The organism is Thermosynechococcus sp. HY596, assembly GCF_030518715.1.
In the GTDB taxonomy this organism is placed as follows: domain Bacteria; phylum Cyanobacteriota; class Cyanobacteriia; order Thermosynechococcales; family Thermosynechococcaceae; genus Thermosynechococcus.
In genome coordinates this window covers 1,674,973-1,691,931 of record NZ_CP130346.1, presented here as the reverse complement: position 1 = coordinate 1,691,931, position 16,959 = coordinate 1,674,973, and the positions used below count along the sequence as shown (strand labels likewise).

The 16,959-nt window shown below is 54.7% G+C and carries 11 protein-coding genes and 2 pseudogenes; 5 read left to right on the top strand and 8 right to left on the bottom strand.

Annotated features, from left to right (window positions below):
- The first annotated feature begins 3 nt into the window (after positions 1 to 3).
- Positions 4 to 1,194 (top strand): Coenzyme F420 hydrogenase/dehydrogenase, beta subunit C-terminal domain, encoded by a 1,191-nt coding sequence (locus QYC28_RS08440; RefSeq protein WP_190278035.1) that lies wholly within the window; start codon positions 4 to 6, stop codon positions 1,192 to 1,194.
- A 73-nt stretch (positions 1,195 to 1,267) separates the two neighbouring features.
- Here QYC28_RS08440 and psbA (QYC28_RS08435) read toward each other — a convergent pair whose 3' ends face one another.
- Both psbA (QYC28_RS08435) and psbA (QYC28_RS08430) read right to left on the bottom strand, forming a co-directional pair.
- On the bottom strand, positions 1,268 to 2,350 hold the full coding sequence (gene psbA, locus QYC28_RS08435; RefSeq protein ID WP_149819938.1) for a photosystem II q(b) protein: 1,083 nt from the start codon (positions 2,348 to 2,350) through the stop codon (positions 1,268 to 1,270).
- A gap of 312 nt (positions 2,351 to 2,662) precedes the next feature.
- On the bottom strand, positions 2,663 to 3,745 hold the full coding sequence (gene psbA, locus QYC28_RS08430) for a photosystem II q(b) protein (RefSeq protein WP_149819936.1): 1,083 nt from the start codon (positions 3,743 to 3,745) through the stop codon (positions 2,663 to 2,665).
- A gap of 264 nt (positions 3,746 to 4,009) precedes the next feature.
- Between psbA (QYC28_RS08430) and QYC28_RS08425 the strand changes: the two genes are divergently transcribed.
- The gene (locus QYC28_RS08425) at positions 4,010 to 5,197 is read left to right on the top strand and encodes a TRC40/GET3/ArsA family transport-energizing ATPase (protein ID WP_149819934.1); all 1,188 of its coding nucleotides are present in this window, start codon (positions 4,010 to 4,012) and stop codon (positions 5,195 to 5,197) included.
- Positions 5,198 to 5,216: 19 nt separating this feature from the next.
- Positions 5,217 to 5,918, top strand: a complete 702-nt coding sequence (locus QYC28_RS08420) for an ABC transporter ATP-binding protein (protein ID WP_149819932.1) — start codon at positions 5,217 to 5,219, stop codon at positions 5,916 to 5,918.
- Here the strand turns inward: QYC28_RS08420 and QYC28_RS08415 are convergent.
- Positions 5,915 to 6,208 (bottom strand): DUF3082 domain-containing protein, encoded by a 294-nt coding sequence (locus QYC28_RS08415; protein ID WP_149819930.1) that lies wholly within the window; start codon positions 6,206 to 6,208, stop codon positions 5,915 to 5,917. The genes QYC28_RS08420 and QYC28_RS08415 overlap by 4 nt on opposite strands.
- A complete protein-coding gene (gene purD / locus QYC28_RS08410; RefSeq protein ID WP_302679298.1) occupies positions 6,205 to 7,509 on the bottom strand; it encodes a phosphoribosylamine--glycine ligase in 1,305 nt (434 codons plus the stop codon). The genes QYC28_RS08415 and purD overlap by 4 nt, the downstream gene beginning before the upstream one ends.
- Positions 7,510 to 7,605: 96 nt before the next feature.
- Between purD and QYC28_RS13270 the strand changes: the two genes are divergently transcribed.
- Entirely contained in the window at positions 7,606 to 7,920 is a 315-nt protein-coding gene (locus QYC28_RS13270) for a hypothetical protein (protein WP_399375118.1), read from the top strand.
- A 179-nt stretch (positions 7,921 to 8,099) separates the two neighbouring features.
- Positions 8,100 to 8,725: pseudogene (locus QYC28_RS08400) on the top strand (transposase).
- Here the strand turns inward: QYC28_RS08400 and QYC28_RS08395 are convergent.
- From QYC28_RS08395 to QYC28_RS08365, 4 genes and pseudogenes are all read right to left on the bottom strand, one after another.
- Positions 8,678 to 11,540: pseudogene (locus QYC28_RS08395) on the bottom strand (BPTD_3080 family restriction endonuclease). The pseudogenes QYC28_RS08400 and QYC28_RS08395 sit on opposite strands and share 48 nt — an antisense overlap.
- Positions 11,540 to 13,477, bottom strand: coding sequence for an ATP-dependent endonuclease (locus QYC28_RS08375; RefSeq protein ID WP_302679294.1), 1,938 nt, complete (start codon positions 13,475 to 13,477; stop codon positions 11,540 to 11,542). Before QYC28_RS08375 ends, QYC28_RS08395 begins: the two are co-directional and overlap by 1 nt.
- Positions 13,474 to 15,690 (bottom strand): DUF559 domain-containing protein, encoded by a 2,217-nt coding sequence (locus QYC28_RS08370; RefSeq protein WP_302679293.1) that lies wholly within the window; start codon positions 15,688 to 15,690, stop codon positions 13,474 to 13,476. The genes QYC28_RS08375 and QYC28_RS08370 overlap by 4 nt, the downstream gene beginning before the upstream one ends.
- Positions 15,691 to 16,001: 311 nt before the next feature.
- Positions 16,002 to 16,871 (bottom strand): DNA methyltransferase, encoded by an 870-nt coding sequence (locus QYC28_RS08365; RefSeq protein WP_226971918.1) that lies wholly within the window; start codon positions 16,869 to 16,871, stop codon positions 16,002 to 16,004.
- Positions 16,872 to 16,959: the final 88 nt, after the last annotated feature.

Sequence of the window (16,959 nt, the reverse complement as noted above, 5' to 3'; positions counted from 1 at the left end):
CCCATGACTGCCGCCCATCAAAAAGCCCGTGCCCTCAAGCCCGGTAGCCCCCGCCCCGCCAAGGCGCTGTGCAGTGAGTGTGGTCTCTGCGACACCTACTATATCCACTACGTCAAGGAGGCCTGCGCCTTCCTCAATCAGCAGTTTGAGACTCTCGAGCAGCAAAGTCATGGCCGTGCCCGTGATCTTGACAATTGGGACGAGTGCTACTTTGGCGTTCACCAGCAGATGATAGCGGCTCGCAAAACCGAACCCATTGCGGGGGCGCAGTGGACGGGCATCGTCAGCAGTATTGCCATTGCCATGTTGGAGTCGGGACGGGTCGAGGGCGTTGTCTGCGTTCAAAATAGCGAAAGCGATCGCTTTACCCCCAAGCCCGTGATTGCCCGCACTCGTGAAGAGATTCTGGCCGCTCGCGTCAATAAACCGACCCTGTCTCCCAATCTATCGGTTCTCGAGCAGGTGGAGCAATGCGGCCTCAAACGCCTGTTGGTGATTGGGGTTGGCTGTCAAATTCAGGCGCTGCGAGCGGTACAGGACAAACTGGGTCTTGAAAAGCTCTACGTCCTGGGCACTCCCTGCGTGGACAATGTCACCCGTGCGGGTCTGCAAAAATTCCTTAAAACCACCAGCCGATCGCCCGAAACCGTGATTTACTACGAATTCATGCAGGACTTTCGGGTGCATTTCAAGCACAGCGACGGCTCCACAGAGACGGTGCCCTTCTTTGGCCTCAAAACGAATCAACTCAAGGATGTCTTTGCCCCCTCGTGTATGAGTTGCTTTGACTACGTGAATGGCCTTGCCGATCTGGTCGTGGGCTACATGGGCGCCCCCTTTGGTTGGCAGTGGCTGGTGGTGCGCAATGAGCTTGGCCAAGAAATGCTTGACCTCGTGCGCGATCAATTGGAAACGCAGCCCGTTACGAGTGCCGGCGATCGCCACGCTGCCGTGCAACAAAGCATTCCTGCCTACGATAAAGGCGTCACGCTCCCCATGTGGGCGGCGAAACTAGTCGGCCTAGTAATTGAGCGCATTGGTCCCAAAGGGCTTGAATATGCCCGCTTTTCCATTGACTCCCACTTCACCCGCAACTATCTCTATGTGCGGCGCAACTATCCCCAAAAACTGGCTGCTCACGTGCCCCCCTTTGCCAAAAAAATTGTTGATCAGTATCAACTCCCTGCTCAATAATCGCGACAAAAAAAGCCCCCCTGTGGGGAGCGATATTTGGACTTATCACTAGAGAGGTTTAGGAGCGACCTGTTTAGGCTTCAATGCTTGGGGCAATCATCGCCACAGGAGCCGATTCACCGCTTGCCAAGTCGAGGGGGAAGTTGTGGGCATTGCGTTCGTGCATCACCTCAATACCAATGTTGGCGCGGTTGATGATGTCGGCCCAAGTATTGATGACATTCCCTTGCGCATCCACAACGGAGTGGTTGAAGTTGAAGCCATTGAGGTTAAAGGCCATCGTGCTAATGCCAAGGGCAGCAAACCAGATACCCACCACTGGCCAAGCGGCGAGGAAGAAGTGCAGCGAGCGGCTGTTGTTGAAACTGGCGTATTGGAAGATCAGGCGCCCAAAGTAACCGTGAGCCGCCACGATGTTGTAGGTTTCTTCCTCTTGACCAAACTTGTAGCCGTAGTTGGTGGACTCGGTTTCTGTAGTTTCACGGATCAGGCTGGAGGTTACCAGCGAACCGTGCATGGCAGAGAAGAGGGCACCGCCAAAGACGCCGGCCACACCCAGCATGTGGAAGGGATGCATCAGGATATTGTGCTCCGCTTGGAACACAATCATAAAATTGAACGTACCAGAAACCCCCAGCATCAAGCCATCAGAAAAGCTACCTTGACCAATGGGGTAGATCAACAGCACGGCAGTGGCGGCGGAAACGGGCGCAGAGTAAGCGACCGGAATCCAAGGGCGCATGCCAAGACGGTAGCTGAGTTCCCATTGGCGACCCATGTAGGCAAAGATACCGATAAGGAAGTGGAAAATAATCAGTTGGTAAGGGCCGCCATTGTAGAGCCACTCATCCAGAGAAGCAGCATCCCAAATGGGGTAGAGGTGCAAGCCAATGGCATTAGAGGAGGGTACCACTGAGGCTGTAATGAGGTTGTTGCCATAGAGCAAGGAGCCAGAGACAGGCTCACGGATGCCATCAATATCCACGGGGGGCGCCGCAATAAAGGCAATGACAAAGCAAATCGTTGCGGCAAGGAGCGTCGGGATCATGATTACCCCAAACCAGCCAATATAAAGGCGGTTTTCGGTGCTGGTAATCCAATCGCAAAAACGCTCCCACAGATTCGCTGTCTGACGACGTTGCAGAACTGTAGTCATAGTCGTTATGAATCCATGAATAACAACAGAACTTAAGCAGCAGCAATGAACGCTGCAAGCTCTTATTTATTGATTATATGGTTATATTTCTGAACAGCAAGAAGTTTGAGGTCAACTTTTACAGAATCAAAAAACCTTTATCTATCCATTGACTTTTATCAATCTTTTAGATTGACGTTGGGCGGGTAGCAGCGTCTCTGAGACTTGGTTTTTTACCGTGTTGAGCGTGTTAATGCCTGTGGGCTATAACGCAATAAAAAACCGCCCCTAGTGCAGGAGCGGCTGTGTCAAAGTTCAGCAGATGAGCGTTACTTAGCCGTTGATGCTGGGAGCAATCATGGCCACAGGAGCAGACTCAGCGCTGGCCAAGTCGAGGGGGAAGTTGTGAGCATTGCGCTCGTGCATTACTTCCATACCCAAGTTGGCACGGTTGATGATGTCAGCCCAAGTGTTGATCACGTTGCCCTTGGCATCAATGACCGAGTGGTTGAAGTTAAACCCGTTGAGGTTGAAGGCCATCGTGCTGATACCCAGAGCGGTGAACCAAACCCCGACCACAGGCCAAGCGGCGAGGAAGAAGTGCAGCGCACGGCTGTTGTTGAAGCTGGCGTATTGGAAGATCAAGCGACCAAAGTAACCGTGGGCAGCCACGATGTTGTAGGTTTCTTCCTCTTGACCAAACTTGTAGCCGTAGTTGGTGGATTCCGTTTCGGTGGTTTCACGGATCAGGCTGGAGGTCACCAGCGAACCGTGCATGGCGGAAAACAGTGCGCCACCAAAGACACCGGCCACACCCAATTGGTGGAAGGGGTGCATGAGGATGTTGTGCTCCGCTTGGAACACAATCATGAAGTTGAAGGTACCGGAGATACCCAGGGGCATCCCGTCAGAGAAGCTGCCTTGACCAATGGGGTAGATCAAGAAGACCGCAAAGGCAGAGGCCAAGGGGGCAGAGTAGGCCACGCAGATCCAAGGCCGCATGCCAAGACGGTAGCTGAGTTCCCACTGGCGACCCATGTAGCAGGAGGCACCCAATAGGAAGTGGAAGACAATCAACTGGTAGGGGCCACCATTGTAGAGCCACTCATCAAGGGAAGCAGCTTCCCAAATGGGGTAGAAGTGCAAGCCAATGGCGTTGCTGGTGGGCACCACTGCACCGGTGATGATGTTGTTGCCATAGAGCAAGGAGCCAGAAACAGGCTCACGGATGCCATCGATGTCCACAGGGGGAGCAGCGATGAAAGCAATCACAAAGCAAATGGTTGCGGCCAGCAGGGTGGGGATCATAATCACACCGAACCAGCCCACATAGAGGCGGTTATCGGTGCTGGTTACCCAGTTACAAAACCGCTCCCACAAATTCGCGCTTTCGCGACGTTGGAGAGTTGTGGTCATAGTCGTGATAAGTCCAAATATATTTCCAGTTACAAACCCTTGAAAACAGTTATAAACTGCAAGGGCTTAAGCATTAACTTAATATTTGCCCCAAGGGATCGGGGAGAGGCCTAAATTATTGTTAGTAAAGCTAAATAAGTAGTTGTATTTATTTATTTTTCTTAATGATTTTATTTCCATTGATTGCGAGCGATCGCCCCCCCCTGAGGACAAGCTCAAGGGTTAAGATGTTTTAAGCAACCGTGTTTAGGGCAGAGCCTTCCCATGCGCGTAATTTTAATGACTGGCAAAGGTGGTGTTGGTAAAACCTCAGTGGCGGCAGCAACGGGGTTACGCTGTGCTGAGTTGGGGTACAAAACGCTGGTGCTGAGCACCGATCCTGCCCACTCCCTTGCCGATAGTTTTGACCTCGAATTGGGGCATGTGCCTGTGCCTGTGGCCAAAAATCTCTGGGGAGCCGAACTGGACGCCCTCATGGAACTAGAGGACAATTGGGGCGCTGTCAAACGCTACATTACCCAAGTCTTGCAAGCACGCGGGCTAGAGGGCGTTCAAGCCGAGGAACTGGCAATTTTGCCGGGGATGGATGAAATTTTTGCCCTTGTGCGCATGAAACGCCACTATGACGAAGGCCAATACGATGTCTTAATTATTGACTCTGCCCCCACAGGCACAGCACTGCGGCTGTTGAGCCTACCCGAGGTGAGCGGCTGGTATATGCGTCGTTTCTATAAGCCTTTGCAGCGGATGTCTGTGGCCTTGCGACCGATTGTGGAGCCAATTTTCAAGCCCTTGGTGGGGTTCTCTTTGCCCGATCAAGAGGTGATGGATGCGCCCTATGAATTCTATGAGCAGATTGAAGCCCTTGAAAAAGTCCTCACCGACAACACCCAAACCTCAGTGCGCTTGGTCACCAATCCAGAAAAGATGGTCATTAAGGAGTCGCTGCGCGCCCATGCCTATCTCAGCCTCTATAACGTGGCCACCGACTTAGTCATTGCAAACCGTATTCTGCCGAACACGGTACAGGATCCCTTCTTTGCCCGCTGGAAAGAAATGCAGCAGCAATACCGTCAAGAAATTCACGACAATTTCCGCCCGCTACCGGTGAAGGAAGTGCCCCTGTTTGCTGAGGAACTCTGTGGTTTAGCGGCACTGCACCGCCTGAAGGAGACCCTCTACGCTGATGAAGATCCAGCTCAGGTCTATTACCAAGAGCAAACGATTCGGGTGGTGCCCAGTGATGGCCAGTACAGCCTTGAACTCTATCTACCGGGGGTACCCAAGGAAAAAATTGAACTGAACAAGACGGCAGATGAGTTGAATATCCGCATTGGTAACCATCGTCGTAATATGGTGCTCCCCCAAGGATTAGCAGCACTGCAACCGGTGGGCGCGAAAATGGAGGCGGACTACCTGAAAATCCGCTTTGCTAGTGCCACCCGTGGCTAATGCGGCTAATCAATGATTGATGAGACTTGCCACTGTGACAACAACTGGGCTGGCGATCGCCACCACCAATCTGACTAAAGTTTATCGTTCTGGCCATCACGAGACCCCTGTTCTTCAGGGCATTAACCTGCAAGTCCAGCGCGGTCATATCCATCTGCTAATGGGACCTTCGGGTTCGGGGAAAACCACCCTGCTCTCGATTTTGGCCGGCATTCTTGCCCCCACCAGTGGCCAAGTGGTTGTCTTAGGCCAAGAGATTACGCAACTGTCCAAGGCTGCACTGGCAAAATTTCGGCTGCAAAATATTGGCTTTGTCTTTCAGAGTTTTAATCTTTTCCCCGCCTTGACCGCACTGGAAAATGTTGAAATTGCCCTCAATCTTAAGGGCATTAAAGGTAAAAAAGCGAAGGAACAGGCAGCAGCGCTTCTCAAGGCCGTTGGCTTGGGCGATCGCCTTAACTTTGTGCCCGCAAATCTTTCTGGGGGTCAGAAACAGCGGGTGGCCATTGCCCGTGCCCTAGCGGGTGAGCCGCAGATTATTTTTGCCGATGAACCGACGGCTTCCCTAGATTCCCAAAATGGCCAACAGGTGATCAAAATTCTCTACGAGCTAGCAAAGCAAAAAGGCTGCACAGTGTTGATTGTTACCCATGATCCACGGATTACAGCCATTGCCGATCGCCTCACCAAAATCGAAGATGGCAAAATCAGCGACGGTTAAGCCTGTTCCCGTTGTCCCCAGCGTTCCCAAAGGAGTTGCAGCGTCAGAGCCACGAGACCCACGGCAATAATGCTCAAGACCCCCGTTGCGAGGGTACACAAGCCCACCACAAGGGTGCGCACGGCCACGGCCAAGCTATAAACCAGTTGATTGTGGTAGCTCACTGCGTGAGTGGCAAAGACGTAGGCGATCGCCCCTGTTAGCCGATAAAGGAGAATCCCCAAGGTGCCCGCAATGAGCGCACCGCTTAAACAGCGTAATGGGTTAGTTTTTGGGGGGAGAAGGGTCATGGACGGTATTCACCTTTGTGAGCCGATGATTCCAGAATACGGTAGCCAATGTCACGACGATAGTAGCAGTCAGCAAATTCAATAGCGCTGACGCCAGCATAGGCCTTGGCTTGAGCCGTGGCAAAATCAGGAGCCAAAGCGGTAATGTTCAATACCCGACCGCCATTGGTGTACCATTGCCCTTCCTGCCAGCGCGTTCCAGCATGGAAAACGAGAACCCCCTGCGCGATCGCTGCGGGAATACCGTGAATCACATCCCCCTTGCGGTAACTCCCCGGATAGCCCCCCGCTGCCATCACGACGGATAGAGCCACCTCCTTGCGCCATTGCAATGCTCCCAAACTGGCTAAGCGTCCCTCGACACAGGCCAAGAGCACCTCAATCAGAGGAGTTTCCAAGAGGGGGAGGACGACTTGGGTTTCAGGATCACCAAAGCGACAGTTAAATTCCACCACGTAGGGATCCCCTGCGGACGTCACCATCAGACCGGCATAGAGCACACCACAGTAGTGGATTCCCCGATCCTGCAACGCCCCAAGGGCAGGTTCAAGAATCGTCTGTTGAATCCGTTGCATTAACTCTGGTGTCACCCAAGGGACAGGGGCATAGACCCCCATTCCCCCAGTATTCGAACCTGTATCCCCTTCACCAACGCGCTTATGATCTTGGGCGGGCAGCAGCGGCAGAATGGTTTTGCCATCGGTAACGGCGAGTACGGAGACCTCTTGCCCCTCTAGTACTGGTTCAATGACTACCTGTTGACCAGCGGCGCCAAATTCACCCCCAAAAATTCGCTCGAGGGCAGCGATCGCCTCCCCTTCGGTGGCCGCTACCGTCACTCCTTTACCTGCCGCTAAACCATCGGCCTTAATGACAATGGGTGCCCCTTGGGCTTGAACATAACGAGAGGCCGCCTCATAATTGTCAAACACTGCTGCTTTGGCCGTAGGAATCTGAGCCGCCTGCATGAGCGCCTTTGCCCAAGCTTTACTGGCTTCAATTTGTGCCCCTGCTTGGCTAGGACCAAAGACAGGAATCTTTAGTGCCTGTAGGCGATCGCTTAAGCCGGCGGCAAGGGGAACCTCTGGCCCGACAACCACTAAATCAACGTTATTCTCTTTGGCAAATTCACCAATACCCGTGAGGTCGGTGGCTTCAATGGCCACATTCTCACACCGCTCCAAGCAGGCTGTGCCCCCATTACCGGGGAGACAATAGACCTGTGTCACGCGAGGAGAATCGAGTAATTTCCAAGCGATCGCGTGCTCTCGACCACCACTGCCAACGACAACGACCTTCACAGATGCACTCCAAAAAGATAAGCCATATTTTGAAATCAATCTTCAGGAGACTATCAAGTTTATCAGTCAATAGGCAACGTTCTCTCCAAAGGTAAAATGATTGGCTTATTCCTTTGCAGAAGTATTGAACAACAGTTTGAAGAGGTAGGAAAAAGAGAAGAAATATCGTATTTTTCCCTTAAAAGATTAAAAAAACAGTTGATTTACTATGGCATCTTTTGGAGCTATTGTCAAGTCTATTCTCAAGCGCCTCAGCCCTTGCGACTATCCCGTCCTGAACTCACAACTGCTCTTCAAAATCTGGCTGACGTACATTTTGGACGCCAGCTTAAACAGTATGAGAGCCTTGTTTTATCGGCTCAATCAGTCAGGAATAACAGCCGTTTTCACAAGGATGACGAGAAACAGTAGTCTGGCTATGGCATAAAGTTACGTCCTATCAAGATATTGACCCGAATAGGAAACGGCTGTTCAGGTAGATATAGCTATTTCGAAAGGGAGTGAGATATTTTCAAGAGGGATAGGCTATACTCAAAGCGTCATGAATGTTACTCAAGAACATGAGCTATAGCTTGGACTGACGAGAGCGGATTGTCTCCTACATCAAGCAAGGTGGCAAAATCAGTGAAGCAACTCAAATTTTTCAGGTGAGCCGCGCCACCATCCATCGCTGGCTGAAGCGAGAGGACTTAGCGCCCACGGTTGTCCCCCGTCGTCCTTGGAAACTGGATTGGGCGGCCTTAGCAGCGGATGTTGCTACCCATCCCGATGACCGTTTAATCGACCGTGCCCAGCGATCGAGTGGAGTCTGAGTATGGGTGGTCAGCGCGAGGCCAACGAATTGATGGAGAGTGAGTGGGGAGGCGTCAGAAAAGAGAGAGTTGAGTCGCAGGACGGTATAGATACCAGAAAGACTTCATCGCCCCAATGCTGTTTTCAGGATATTTGAATGCGTTATGTGAGTTGGTTGAGTCAGTACTGTTTGCCGGCGTTAAAGAGACCGTCGTTGTTGATGATGGATAATGCACCGATTCATCCCCAAGGGGGGATGCAGGCAGTGGTGAAAGCAGCGGGTCACGCGGTGTTATTTTTACCGAAATACTCTCCTGATTTGAATGTGATTGAGCACGACTTCAGTGTGTTGAAGCGAGCGCGGAGGTATGCAGGGTCAAACAGTTCGATTGATGAGGTGATTCGCAAGTATTGTGCTGGATAATGTCTCATTCTTTATTGGAATAGCTATATCCTGAATCTCACCGGGCGTCTTCGCTACTTCCGCGCGCCATCGCCCGAAGCCGCCGTGCGCGTTCACAGCTTCGCACCACTCTGCAAGATACTGACGCTTCACCTTGTCCTGCTCCGTATCCTGACCCTTTGTTTCTAGAATCAGATGATCACCGTTCTTCAGCCGCACCAGGAAATCAGGCCGATACTTGCGCACCACACCACGATAAACGTAGAGCACTTCGAAGCCTAGGTGGTCATTCTTGACCCAGGCAGCCACCGCGTCACTGCTGTCGAGCGCGAAGGCGTCGGACGCTTCCCATGTGCTGTCGTAGACGCAGACGTTGATATGGCGCTCGCAGGGCTTGCCCGTGTACCAAGTGCGCATCTCGCCTGTGGAGCGGATAGGATGATCGCGGTCGAAGACCGGCTCGATGCGATCGGTGTTCTCCTGCCGAACCGCCTCCCATATATGCTGCACCACCCGCGACAGGTTCAGCGTGATGATCAGCCGTCGGCGCAATTCGTCCTGATAAAAAAGCGGTGGCGTAATATGAATACGGTCGGAGCGGATGAATTGCTCGACGATGCGAATCAATTGCGTCAATAATACTTCGCGGCTGCCTTTCCAAGCGGTCTGCATTTGGTCAAAGACATCGCGCACCGTCTCGAAAATGATGCGTTGGGTGCGGAATTTCCCCGCCAGCCGCTCCAACTTGATGCGGTTGATCCGGGTGACGTCTGGCTTGCCTTCGAGGATCGGCGCCAGCTCGGCGACCTTCGCTGTCTGCGCCGCGTCCAGTTCCAATGGTCGCACCTTCGACCAGTCCAAGGTCAGCGTCGGTTGAAAGACGCGCTCGATGCGCACCACATTCGGCCAGCGGATCTCGAGCTGTGCCTTGGTCGGGTCTGGCTCAACGGCGGTCTTGGGCGTGGGCGGCGGTGGCGGGTCGTTCTCGCCGCCTTCGTGGGGCAAGAAGGTGAAGGGCACGCCGAAGATGTTGACGTATTCCGGCTCGAACAGCCCCGTTTCCGGGTTGACTTCGTACGAAGTGCGCCGCAAGCCGCGACCGACCACCTGCTCGCACAGCAGCTGCGACGTGAACGCCCGCAGTCCCATGATGTGCGTCACCGTCTTGGCATCCCAGCCCTCGGAGAGCATGCCGACGGAGATGACGTTTTGGATTCTCTCGCCCGGCTGTCCCACCTTGCCCACCGTGTCCACCATCTGGCGCAAGCGCTCGGCCTGCTGGGCCTTGGTGAGTTTTGCGTTTTGAGTTGCTGGTTTTGCGTTTTCTGCCGTTGCCTCGACCCCTTCTTCATCTTCGACAAACTGACCACTCGAAACGAAAAACTCTTCTTTCGCTTCCGCCTCATCGAGCACCTTCGAGTCGATATGCAGGATGCGCTCTGGGTCGCACAGTTCATCGATGTGGATGCGCCGCGAATCGAAGGCGTGCTTCACGCGCGCCGCGGTCTCGGTGCGGTTGCAGACGGTGATCATCACCGGCGGAACGGGCACTCCGGCTGTCTTCCATGCCTTCCACGTCTCGCACCAATCGTAGCCTAAAAGGTAGTAGGCGTTCAGCACTAGGTCGGGCAGCGGCTCCTCCGGCTGCGCCTTGCAGTTTAAGTCGTTCTTCACGTCCGGGTAGTTGTAGATGTGGTAAAGGTGCGACTTGTAGGTTTTAGCGTCGGGGACAGCATCGTCGCGCACCACCACGCGCGGGGTCTTGACTAGGCCAGACTCGATGGCGTCATTCAAGCCGAAGTCGCTAACGATCCAGTCGAAGAGCGCCTCTTCGCTGCTCTTTTTGCCCGAAGGCGTGAAGGGAGTAGCGGAAAAATCATAGCACCTGAGGATGCCCCGCGAGCGGTGCAGGCGATCCAGCCCACCGATCCACACCGTGGCCTCCGCGGCGCTATCCTTGAGATCCCGCTGCCGCAAATACTTTCCTTCCGCCTCCCAGTTCACACGCTAGGCGTGGTGAGCCTCGTCGTTGATGACCAGAAGGTTGCGCGCATTGGCCATCTCGCCCAGCACCTCGCGGGTATAGGCCTCGTCGCTTTTGACCCCGCGTTTGTCCACAGACTTGCGTTTCTTGATCTGTTCTTCGCTCTCCCAGGCGAGGGCGTGCCAGTTGCGCACCAGCACTTTGCCTTGGCGCAATTTCTCGAGCAAGGACGAGGGCTTCGTAGTAATTGCCGTCCGCGGCGGGGTAAAGCACTTCCAGACGCTTTTTGACCGTCAGCCCCGGGGCGATGACCAGCACGTTTTTGGAGAAACGGGCATCCTGCGGGTTGGCCACCTTGTTCAGGACCTGCCAGGCGATGACCAAGGCCATGACGATGGTCTTGCCCGAACCGGTGGCCATCTTGCAGCATTGGCAGATGTACTCGCCGCCATCGCCGAGGATTTCGATACCGATCCGCTCAGTGGGGGCGGCCTCGGTCAGCCAGATGAGCGTCTCCACCGCCTCCAGCTGGCAGAAGAAGAAGCGCCGCCGGTCAAAGTTTTCGGGGTCGGTCCAATGTTCCAGCAGCCGCTTGGTGATGCTGGTGACGCCCGGATAGCCCGCCTCGCGCTAGGCCTTGACGCGCGGGCGGATCTGGTTGACCAGCGGAATCTCGACGAAGATGCCCGGGTCATCGAAGGCTTTTGAGTCGGGCGTCGCCACCACGTACCCCGCCGGACGACGGCCTTCCACCAATTCGAAAGTGCGCGTCTCGCGGTCGTAACGCCAGTGCCGCTGCGGCTCCTCGTAGGGCGAGTTGATGATCAGGCGGTCAATGGTGGTGCTGGGCATCAATTTTCCTCTCTATTTTCATTCTTATTAGCAAACTCCATGATCTTATTGCAAAGCTTCTCGAGAGAATCCGATTTCTTGCCAGCATCCCAAGCTATCTGGAGTCTCGATGCAATGTGCAACGCGTTCTTCTGTAGATTCCCGGCAAACCCGTATTTAGCATCTGCCTCAGATCGAAACTCATCCCAGTTCTCTTTTCCAATCTCTTGCTCAACCACCTGCCCGATGTCTGAGGACCACATGACTACAGCGGCTCCCCAGAACGTACTGGTCGGGAACGGCTCAGGATCAGATACACCGCATAACTTGAGGATTGCGCTGTTGTTTCTGCGGCGTTGCTCCCTGCTTCCGTTTTTGTCCGGCTTGTCGCCGTCCGAATCCAGTACCGCGAGAGTCGGGATCTGCAGGCACCTGGCTACCGCGAGAGGTTGAAGCATCCGACTTTTTCCACCGGTGGGGACAATGTGACAGCCGAGTCGTCTGAACTCATCCCACCGGTTGAGCAAGTGAAGGTAGGTGGTCAAATATGCAGTATCCTCTAGCCCCTCGACGAATACGATCCTAGACGCGAAGAATATTTCGCTGAGCTGAGGCTGGAGTGCTTGATGGATCTTTGCCAACTGCTCGCTCGGTTCGACAGGTTGCTGGCCTTTCACAGCCGCAATTTGATTTGCCACCTCTTGATGGGTGGTCCTAGTAATAGACGAAGCACCATTGACCTTGCGGACCATCCGGACACTCTCGAATCTCTCACCTGATATGAAGTATGGACTGTGGGTTGTAACCAAGATTTGAGAGTTCTGTTCGCTCAGCTTCACGAGCACGTTATAAAGATGCCTTGCTTGTGGGGGATGCTGATAGAGCTCCGGCTCCTCACAGGCGAGAATCAGCCGTGGATCTGCGTCGTCTCTGTCAGAGAGTTCTTGGAGCAGTGCGAGAATAAACGAACGTTGAAGCCCGTGCCCGAAACGTGTAAGCTCCCCTTCAAACCCTGCCTCACCGAGAATGGCCTGAGCAAAAGGCTCATCAACACGTACCGCCTTTTCGGGGTCCTGGTACCATTGCACTCGAAGCGTTGCGTCTTGATGCGCCCACTGCACAAGCCGATTTCGCAGAGCTGTAGATATTTCGGTTAGCTGTGCCTGACTATCGGCAAGGAGTTGTCTGTACTTCTCCTGCATTTCCTTGCGGATGGGATCAAATGACTCGTTGAGGTTGACTTTGGACCGAACCGTGCGGCTCAAAAGCTTCCCTAGGGCTGTGTCCTTAGACTCTTTCTGCTCGCTAGCCGCTTCCTTCACTGCGGGCACGTACACCCACTGGATGTATTTCTCGAGAAGGTTTTTACCCTTTGATACACCATAGAACTCGTCCGCACTAGGGAGTTCTTCGCACAATTCCGGGTGCTTTTCTTCATACTCACGAAGTGCTTGGACCATTGCATCCTTCGTGCCAGGATGCGGAAGATCAGGGTACTTCTCTCGCACCCTGGTGTATATATCCTTCAGATCAGCAACCTTTTTCCCAGCTTTTTCGGCTTCAAAAAACAGCGCGAAATCCTTGATAACCATCCGGCGACCGTACTGCTTTACTTCGGCTGTGTTTGTAACAGGATCAAATTGTGCCTCAACTGAGACAACCAATTGATCATGGCGCACATAATGCTGGAGTTCATTCTTAGCTTCCTCTGAGAAGTCTGTAAAAGTGATCGTTATCTCGATAGGATCCGTTGTGTTTTTGGCATGGAAATCCTCCTCACTGAGCGAACGCGTGTTGAGACCGGGTATCCCTGATTCACCAAAGAAGACGTTGAGGGCATGCAGGACACTTGACTTCCCTGAGCCGTTGGCTCCGACGAAGCACGTGTAGTCATCAAGTTCGATAGTCTGTTCCTTTATCGAGCGGAAGTTTCGAATGCGGACGGATTTGATCTTCATGTGTCAATCTCCATAATCTTCAAACTCTCGATCGGCTGGCCGATGAGCCAGAACGATTCGTTGCTGGCGCGCTTTTTCTTGAGGTCGTCGGTGAGCAGATCGGCGTTCATCTGCACCTTCAGAAACTGCATACCCGCGAGTTTCGGCTTCATCTCGTCAATATCCTTGGCGGCTTCCGGGTCGAACTGGAAGGCGGCGAAGACCAGCAGTTTCGGCTTAGGGACAAGCTGCTGGGCTTCTTCCCATGCCCGTTGCACTTGGCGCTGTTCCAGCGGCGCGTGTTCAGGGCCGAAGGAGACCACCACGCGCATCGGGCTGTCGGCCGGGCCGGGCTCGCGCACCGAATCGGCACCTTCGTCGCTGGGGCGCGTCTCGCCGTCGGCGTGCAAAAAGCGGCAGCCGGGCAGCGGCTCTAGGCGCGCGAAGCGGATGTACTGCCCCGCCTTGCCGCGGATGCCGGCGCGCAGCAGTTCGTCGCGCCATTCGGCTTGGCGCAGCGTCTCGCCCGAGCGGGCGATGGATGTGTCGGCTGGTTGGGATCTGGCTTCGAGAATCTCCTCCGGCGACTTGACCGCCGGCGCGGGCACGGCCTCCACCGTGAACGGGCCAGTGACGCGCACCTTCTTGCGGTCCACCAAGGGCTGGTCGTAAAGGGTTTCCTGCGGCACGTGGCGGGCGATCGCCTCATCTATGGCCTTTTGCATCGCGCGGCGGGCGGCATAGAAGGCGTCAAAAGGCTTGCGAGCCGCTTCCGGCCAGTCGGCAGGGAACGCGAAGGGCACTTCCCATTCCATAAGCTCGCTGACCTTCACTACCTGACCCGAAGGCATGGTGAAGGTGTCGTCCTCCGGCGCGGCAAAATCCACGAATTGCCCGGCGCCACCCCCTTGCGTGACCTTGAAACGGGGATAGCCCTCACCCCCGGCCCACCTGCCCCCGTCAGCAGGGGGTCTCCCAGCGGGAGAGGGGAGACGGAGCGCGGCGTTGAGGTCTGCCAGCGCCTGTTCGATGGCCGGGTGCATGCGGGCGTAGATGCCGTCGATCTCTGGGTTGTTGGCGATGGACTTGAGTGTCACATGCGGCACGGTCTTGTACTTGAAGCCGCTGCCCACCCCCTCTTCGGGATGCGCCAGCTCGTAGTAGTCGAAGACCGCGGTCATCAGGCGCTGGCGGGCGAGGGTGAGCGCCACGCGCGACGTGTCGCAGGTGATCCAGCGCCGGCCCCACTGCTCGGCCACATAGGCCGTCGTGCCGCTGCCGCAGTTGTGTACGGCGCAGACTTCCGTTATAAACGAGTGAGCGTCCTCTACTTCTAAATCGTAAACCTCTTCCTCGGACAAGTCTCTAACCACCTCCACAAGGCGCACGGGAACGCGGTCGGGACCGTGGAACAGGATGTCTCCCTCTTGTATCTGCTCTGCCTCCATCCACTGGGCATACTCTGGCGAAAGTTGCTCTTTACACGCCTGTCCAATAGCAGTGCAAACCCCTTCGAGATTATGCTCTACTTCTGCGGCGGGAACACGCAGCACTTTTAGATTCAGCGCGTGCATGAACTCATCGCGAACACGGTCATGTTCCATGGCGGCCGGAGTGCCATGAGCCATGGCGCCGTCCACTTCTACCACTAAGGCAGCTTCACGGCAATAGAAATCGGCGATATAGGGGCCAATAGGGTGCTGACGTCTGAAGGTAAAGCCCAACCCATTGCCTCGCAAGACTTTCCAAAGTTTCCGTTCAGGCGGAGTCATTTCCTTGCGGAGTATTTTGCTTCTGCCGCGCAGCGCTTTGGGAATACCGGACCAGTCGGAATGTCCACCCAGGCTGTGCGGTCGTCTGTGGGCCAACACCCTGTGATCGGGCGTAAGCCATAGGGTTTGCCCGCTAAGGTCGTGCCGGATGCCGATCATCACGCCGCGATACATTCGCCGTATCGTGCGCACGACGCGATGGGGCAAGCCGTCATGCGCCAGCAGGTAGTCGCCGGGGTGGATGTCTTCGATGGCGATGAGGGTAGCCCCCCTGTCATCCCCCCGCACGCGGGGGGATAGGGCTTCTCCCTCCCCACGTGTAGGGAGGGCCGGGGAGGAGCCGCAAACCCACACCCTCGTCCCCTTCCGCACACAGGTCGGGTCGAACACCAGGTCGCCAAGGTCGGTGGTCAGCGGCAGTATCATTCCAAAGGTTGTCAATCTGCTGGAGAGGAAAATCATCAAAGCATTGCTTGTATCTTGGAATGTTGCCGGTGTCGTATAGTCTGCAAGCGGTAATAAGGCGTTGCATTCCCTCCCTATGTGTGCGCCAGCTTTTCCTTTGTGCGGATATGATCCTTCCTGAGAACTCAAAGTCATAGGTGCAAGACTCGGTGTAACCAGAAGACTTGAGGTCACCCAAAGCCAGCCTCTTTGATCCTTCAATTTGGTCAAGCTCGGTTGACAATGCACGAATTGGTTTTACCTCTCCACTCGGCAACTCTACGAATCCAAACCAGGATTCATCAAGACTCTTCTCCGTGTAAAGCTGCCTATATTTCACGCCCTCCCTGTTTTTCGCATACCAAATTAATGATATCGTGAACTCTCGGTAATTCTCCAAACCCAAGAGGCGATGTTTTGCGGAAAGATATTTGTCTTACAAAATTCCCCGCCCCGAACACCTCATCCATCAAACAGCGCACGCGGTGCACGTTCTCATCTGAGATCTGCATGAAGATGCTGCCGCTCTCGGTGAGCAGTTCCCGCGCCAGAAGCAGCCGGTCGCGAAGATACGTGAGGTAGGAGTGGATGCCCAGCTCCCAAGTATCGCGGAAGGCGCGGATCTGCTCCGGCTCGCTAGTTAAGTCCTCGTCCTTGCCGTCCTTCACGTCGCGCTTGTTGACGAAGGGCTGGAAGTTGGAGCCGTACTTGATGCCGTAGGGCGGGTCAATGTAGATCATCTGCACCTTGCCGGCCATGCCCTCCTTTTCCAGCAGCGAGTTCATCACCAGCAGCGAATCGCCGGCGATCAGGCGGTTGCTCCAGTCGTGCTTGTGTTGGTAGAACTCGACGACCTTGTGCAAGGGTTCTTGGCGCTCGACCTCGAACAACCCCAGTTGCACCGGTTCCTGTTGCCCATTTTTCTTGCGCACCGCCTCGATAATTGTGCGCGGGTCAATGCGCTCGTGGACGTGCAGGGAGACGGTGGGAACTTCAAACGAGGTATGCTCGGCTTTGCCCGCCCAGACCAGTTGCGGGTCGAGGTGCGGGTCGTAGGCGTAGCGCTTTTTCTGCTGTCCGGTGTCGGGGTCGGTTTCGGGCGTGACCAGCCCAACGGGCGGGTTGTTGACGCGCGCTTTGTCCCGATACTCGTAGGGTGCGATCGGACGCTTGGTCTCGGTCTTCTTTTTTCGGGCCATCAAGTCCTGTCTGCAGATTGGTGGTTTTGAAAGCTAACCAGTAATTAAACTGCAATAGTAGATACGTATGCAAGGACTTAATTTGTAA

Coding starts and splice junctions, on each gene's coding strand:
- QYC28_RS13270 (WP_399375118.1), top strand. CDS start 7,606: ATGATTGGCTTATTCCTTTGCAGAAGTATTGAACAACAGTTTGAAGAG.
- QYC28_RS08375 (WP_302679294.1), bottom strand. CDS start 13,477: ATGAAGATCAAATCCGTCCGCATTCGAAACTTCCGCTCGATAAAGGAA.
- QYC28_RS08365 (WP_226971918.1), bottom strand. CDS start 16,871: ATGGCCCGAAAAAAGAAGACCGAGACCAAGCGTCCGATCGCACCCTAC.
- psbA (WP_149819936.1), bottom strand. CDS start 3,745: ATGACCACAACTCTCCAACGTCGCGAAAGCGCGAATTTGTGGGAGCGG.
- psbA (WP_149819938.1), bottom strand. CDS start 2,350: ATGACTACAGTTCTGCAACGTCGTCAGACAGCGAATCTGTGGGAGCGT.
- QYC28_RS08415 (WP_149819930.1), bottom strand. CDS start 6,208: ATGACCCTTCTCCCCCCAAAAACTAACCCATTACGCTGTTTAAGCGGT.
- QYC28_RS08420 (WP_149819932.1), top strand. CDS start 5,217: ATGAGACTTGCCACTGTGACAACAACTGGGCTGGCGATCGCCACCACC.
- QYC28_RS08370 (WP_302679293.1), bottom strand. CDS start 15,690: ATGATTTTCCTCTCCAGCAGATTGACAACCTTTGGAATGATACTGCCG.
- QYC28_RS08440 (WP_190278035.1), top strand. CDS start 4: ATGACTGCCGCCCATCAAAAAGCCCGTGCCCTCAAGCCCGGTAGCCCC.
- QYC28_RS08425 (WP_149819934.1), top strand. CDS start 4,010: ATGCGCGTAATTTTAATGACTGGCAAAGGTGGTGTTGGTAAAACCTCA.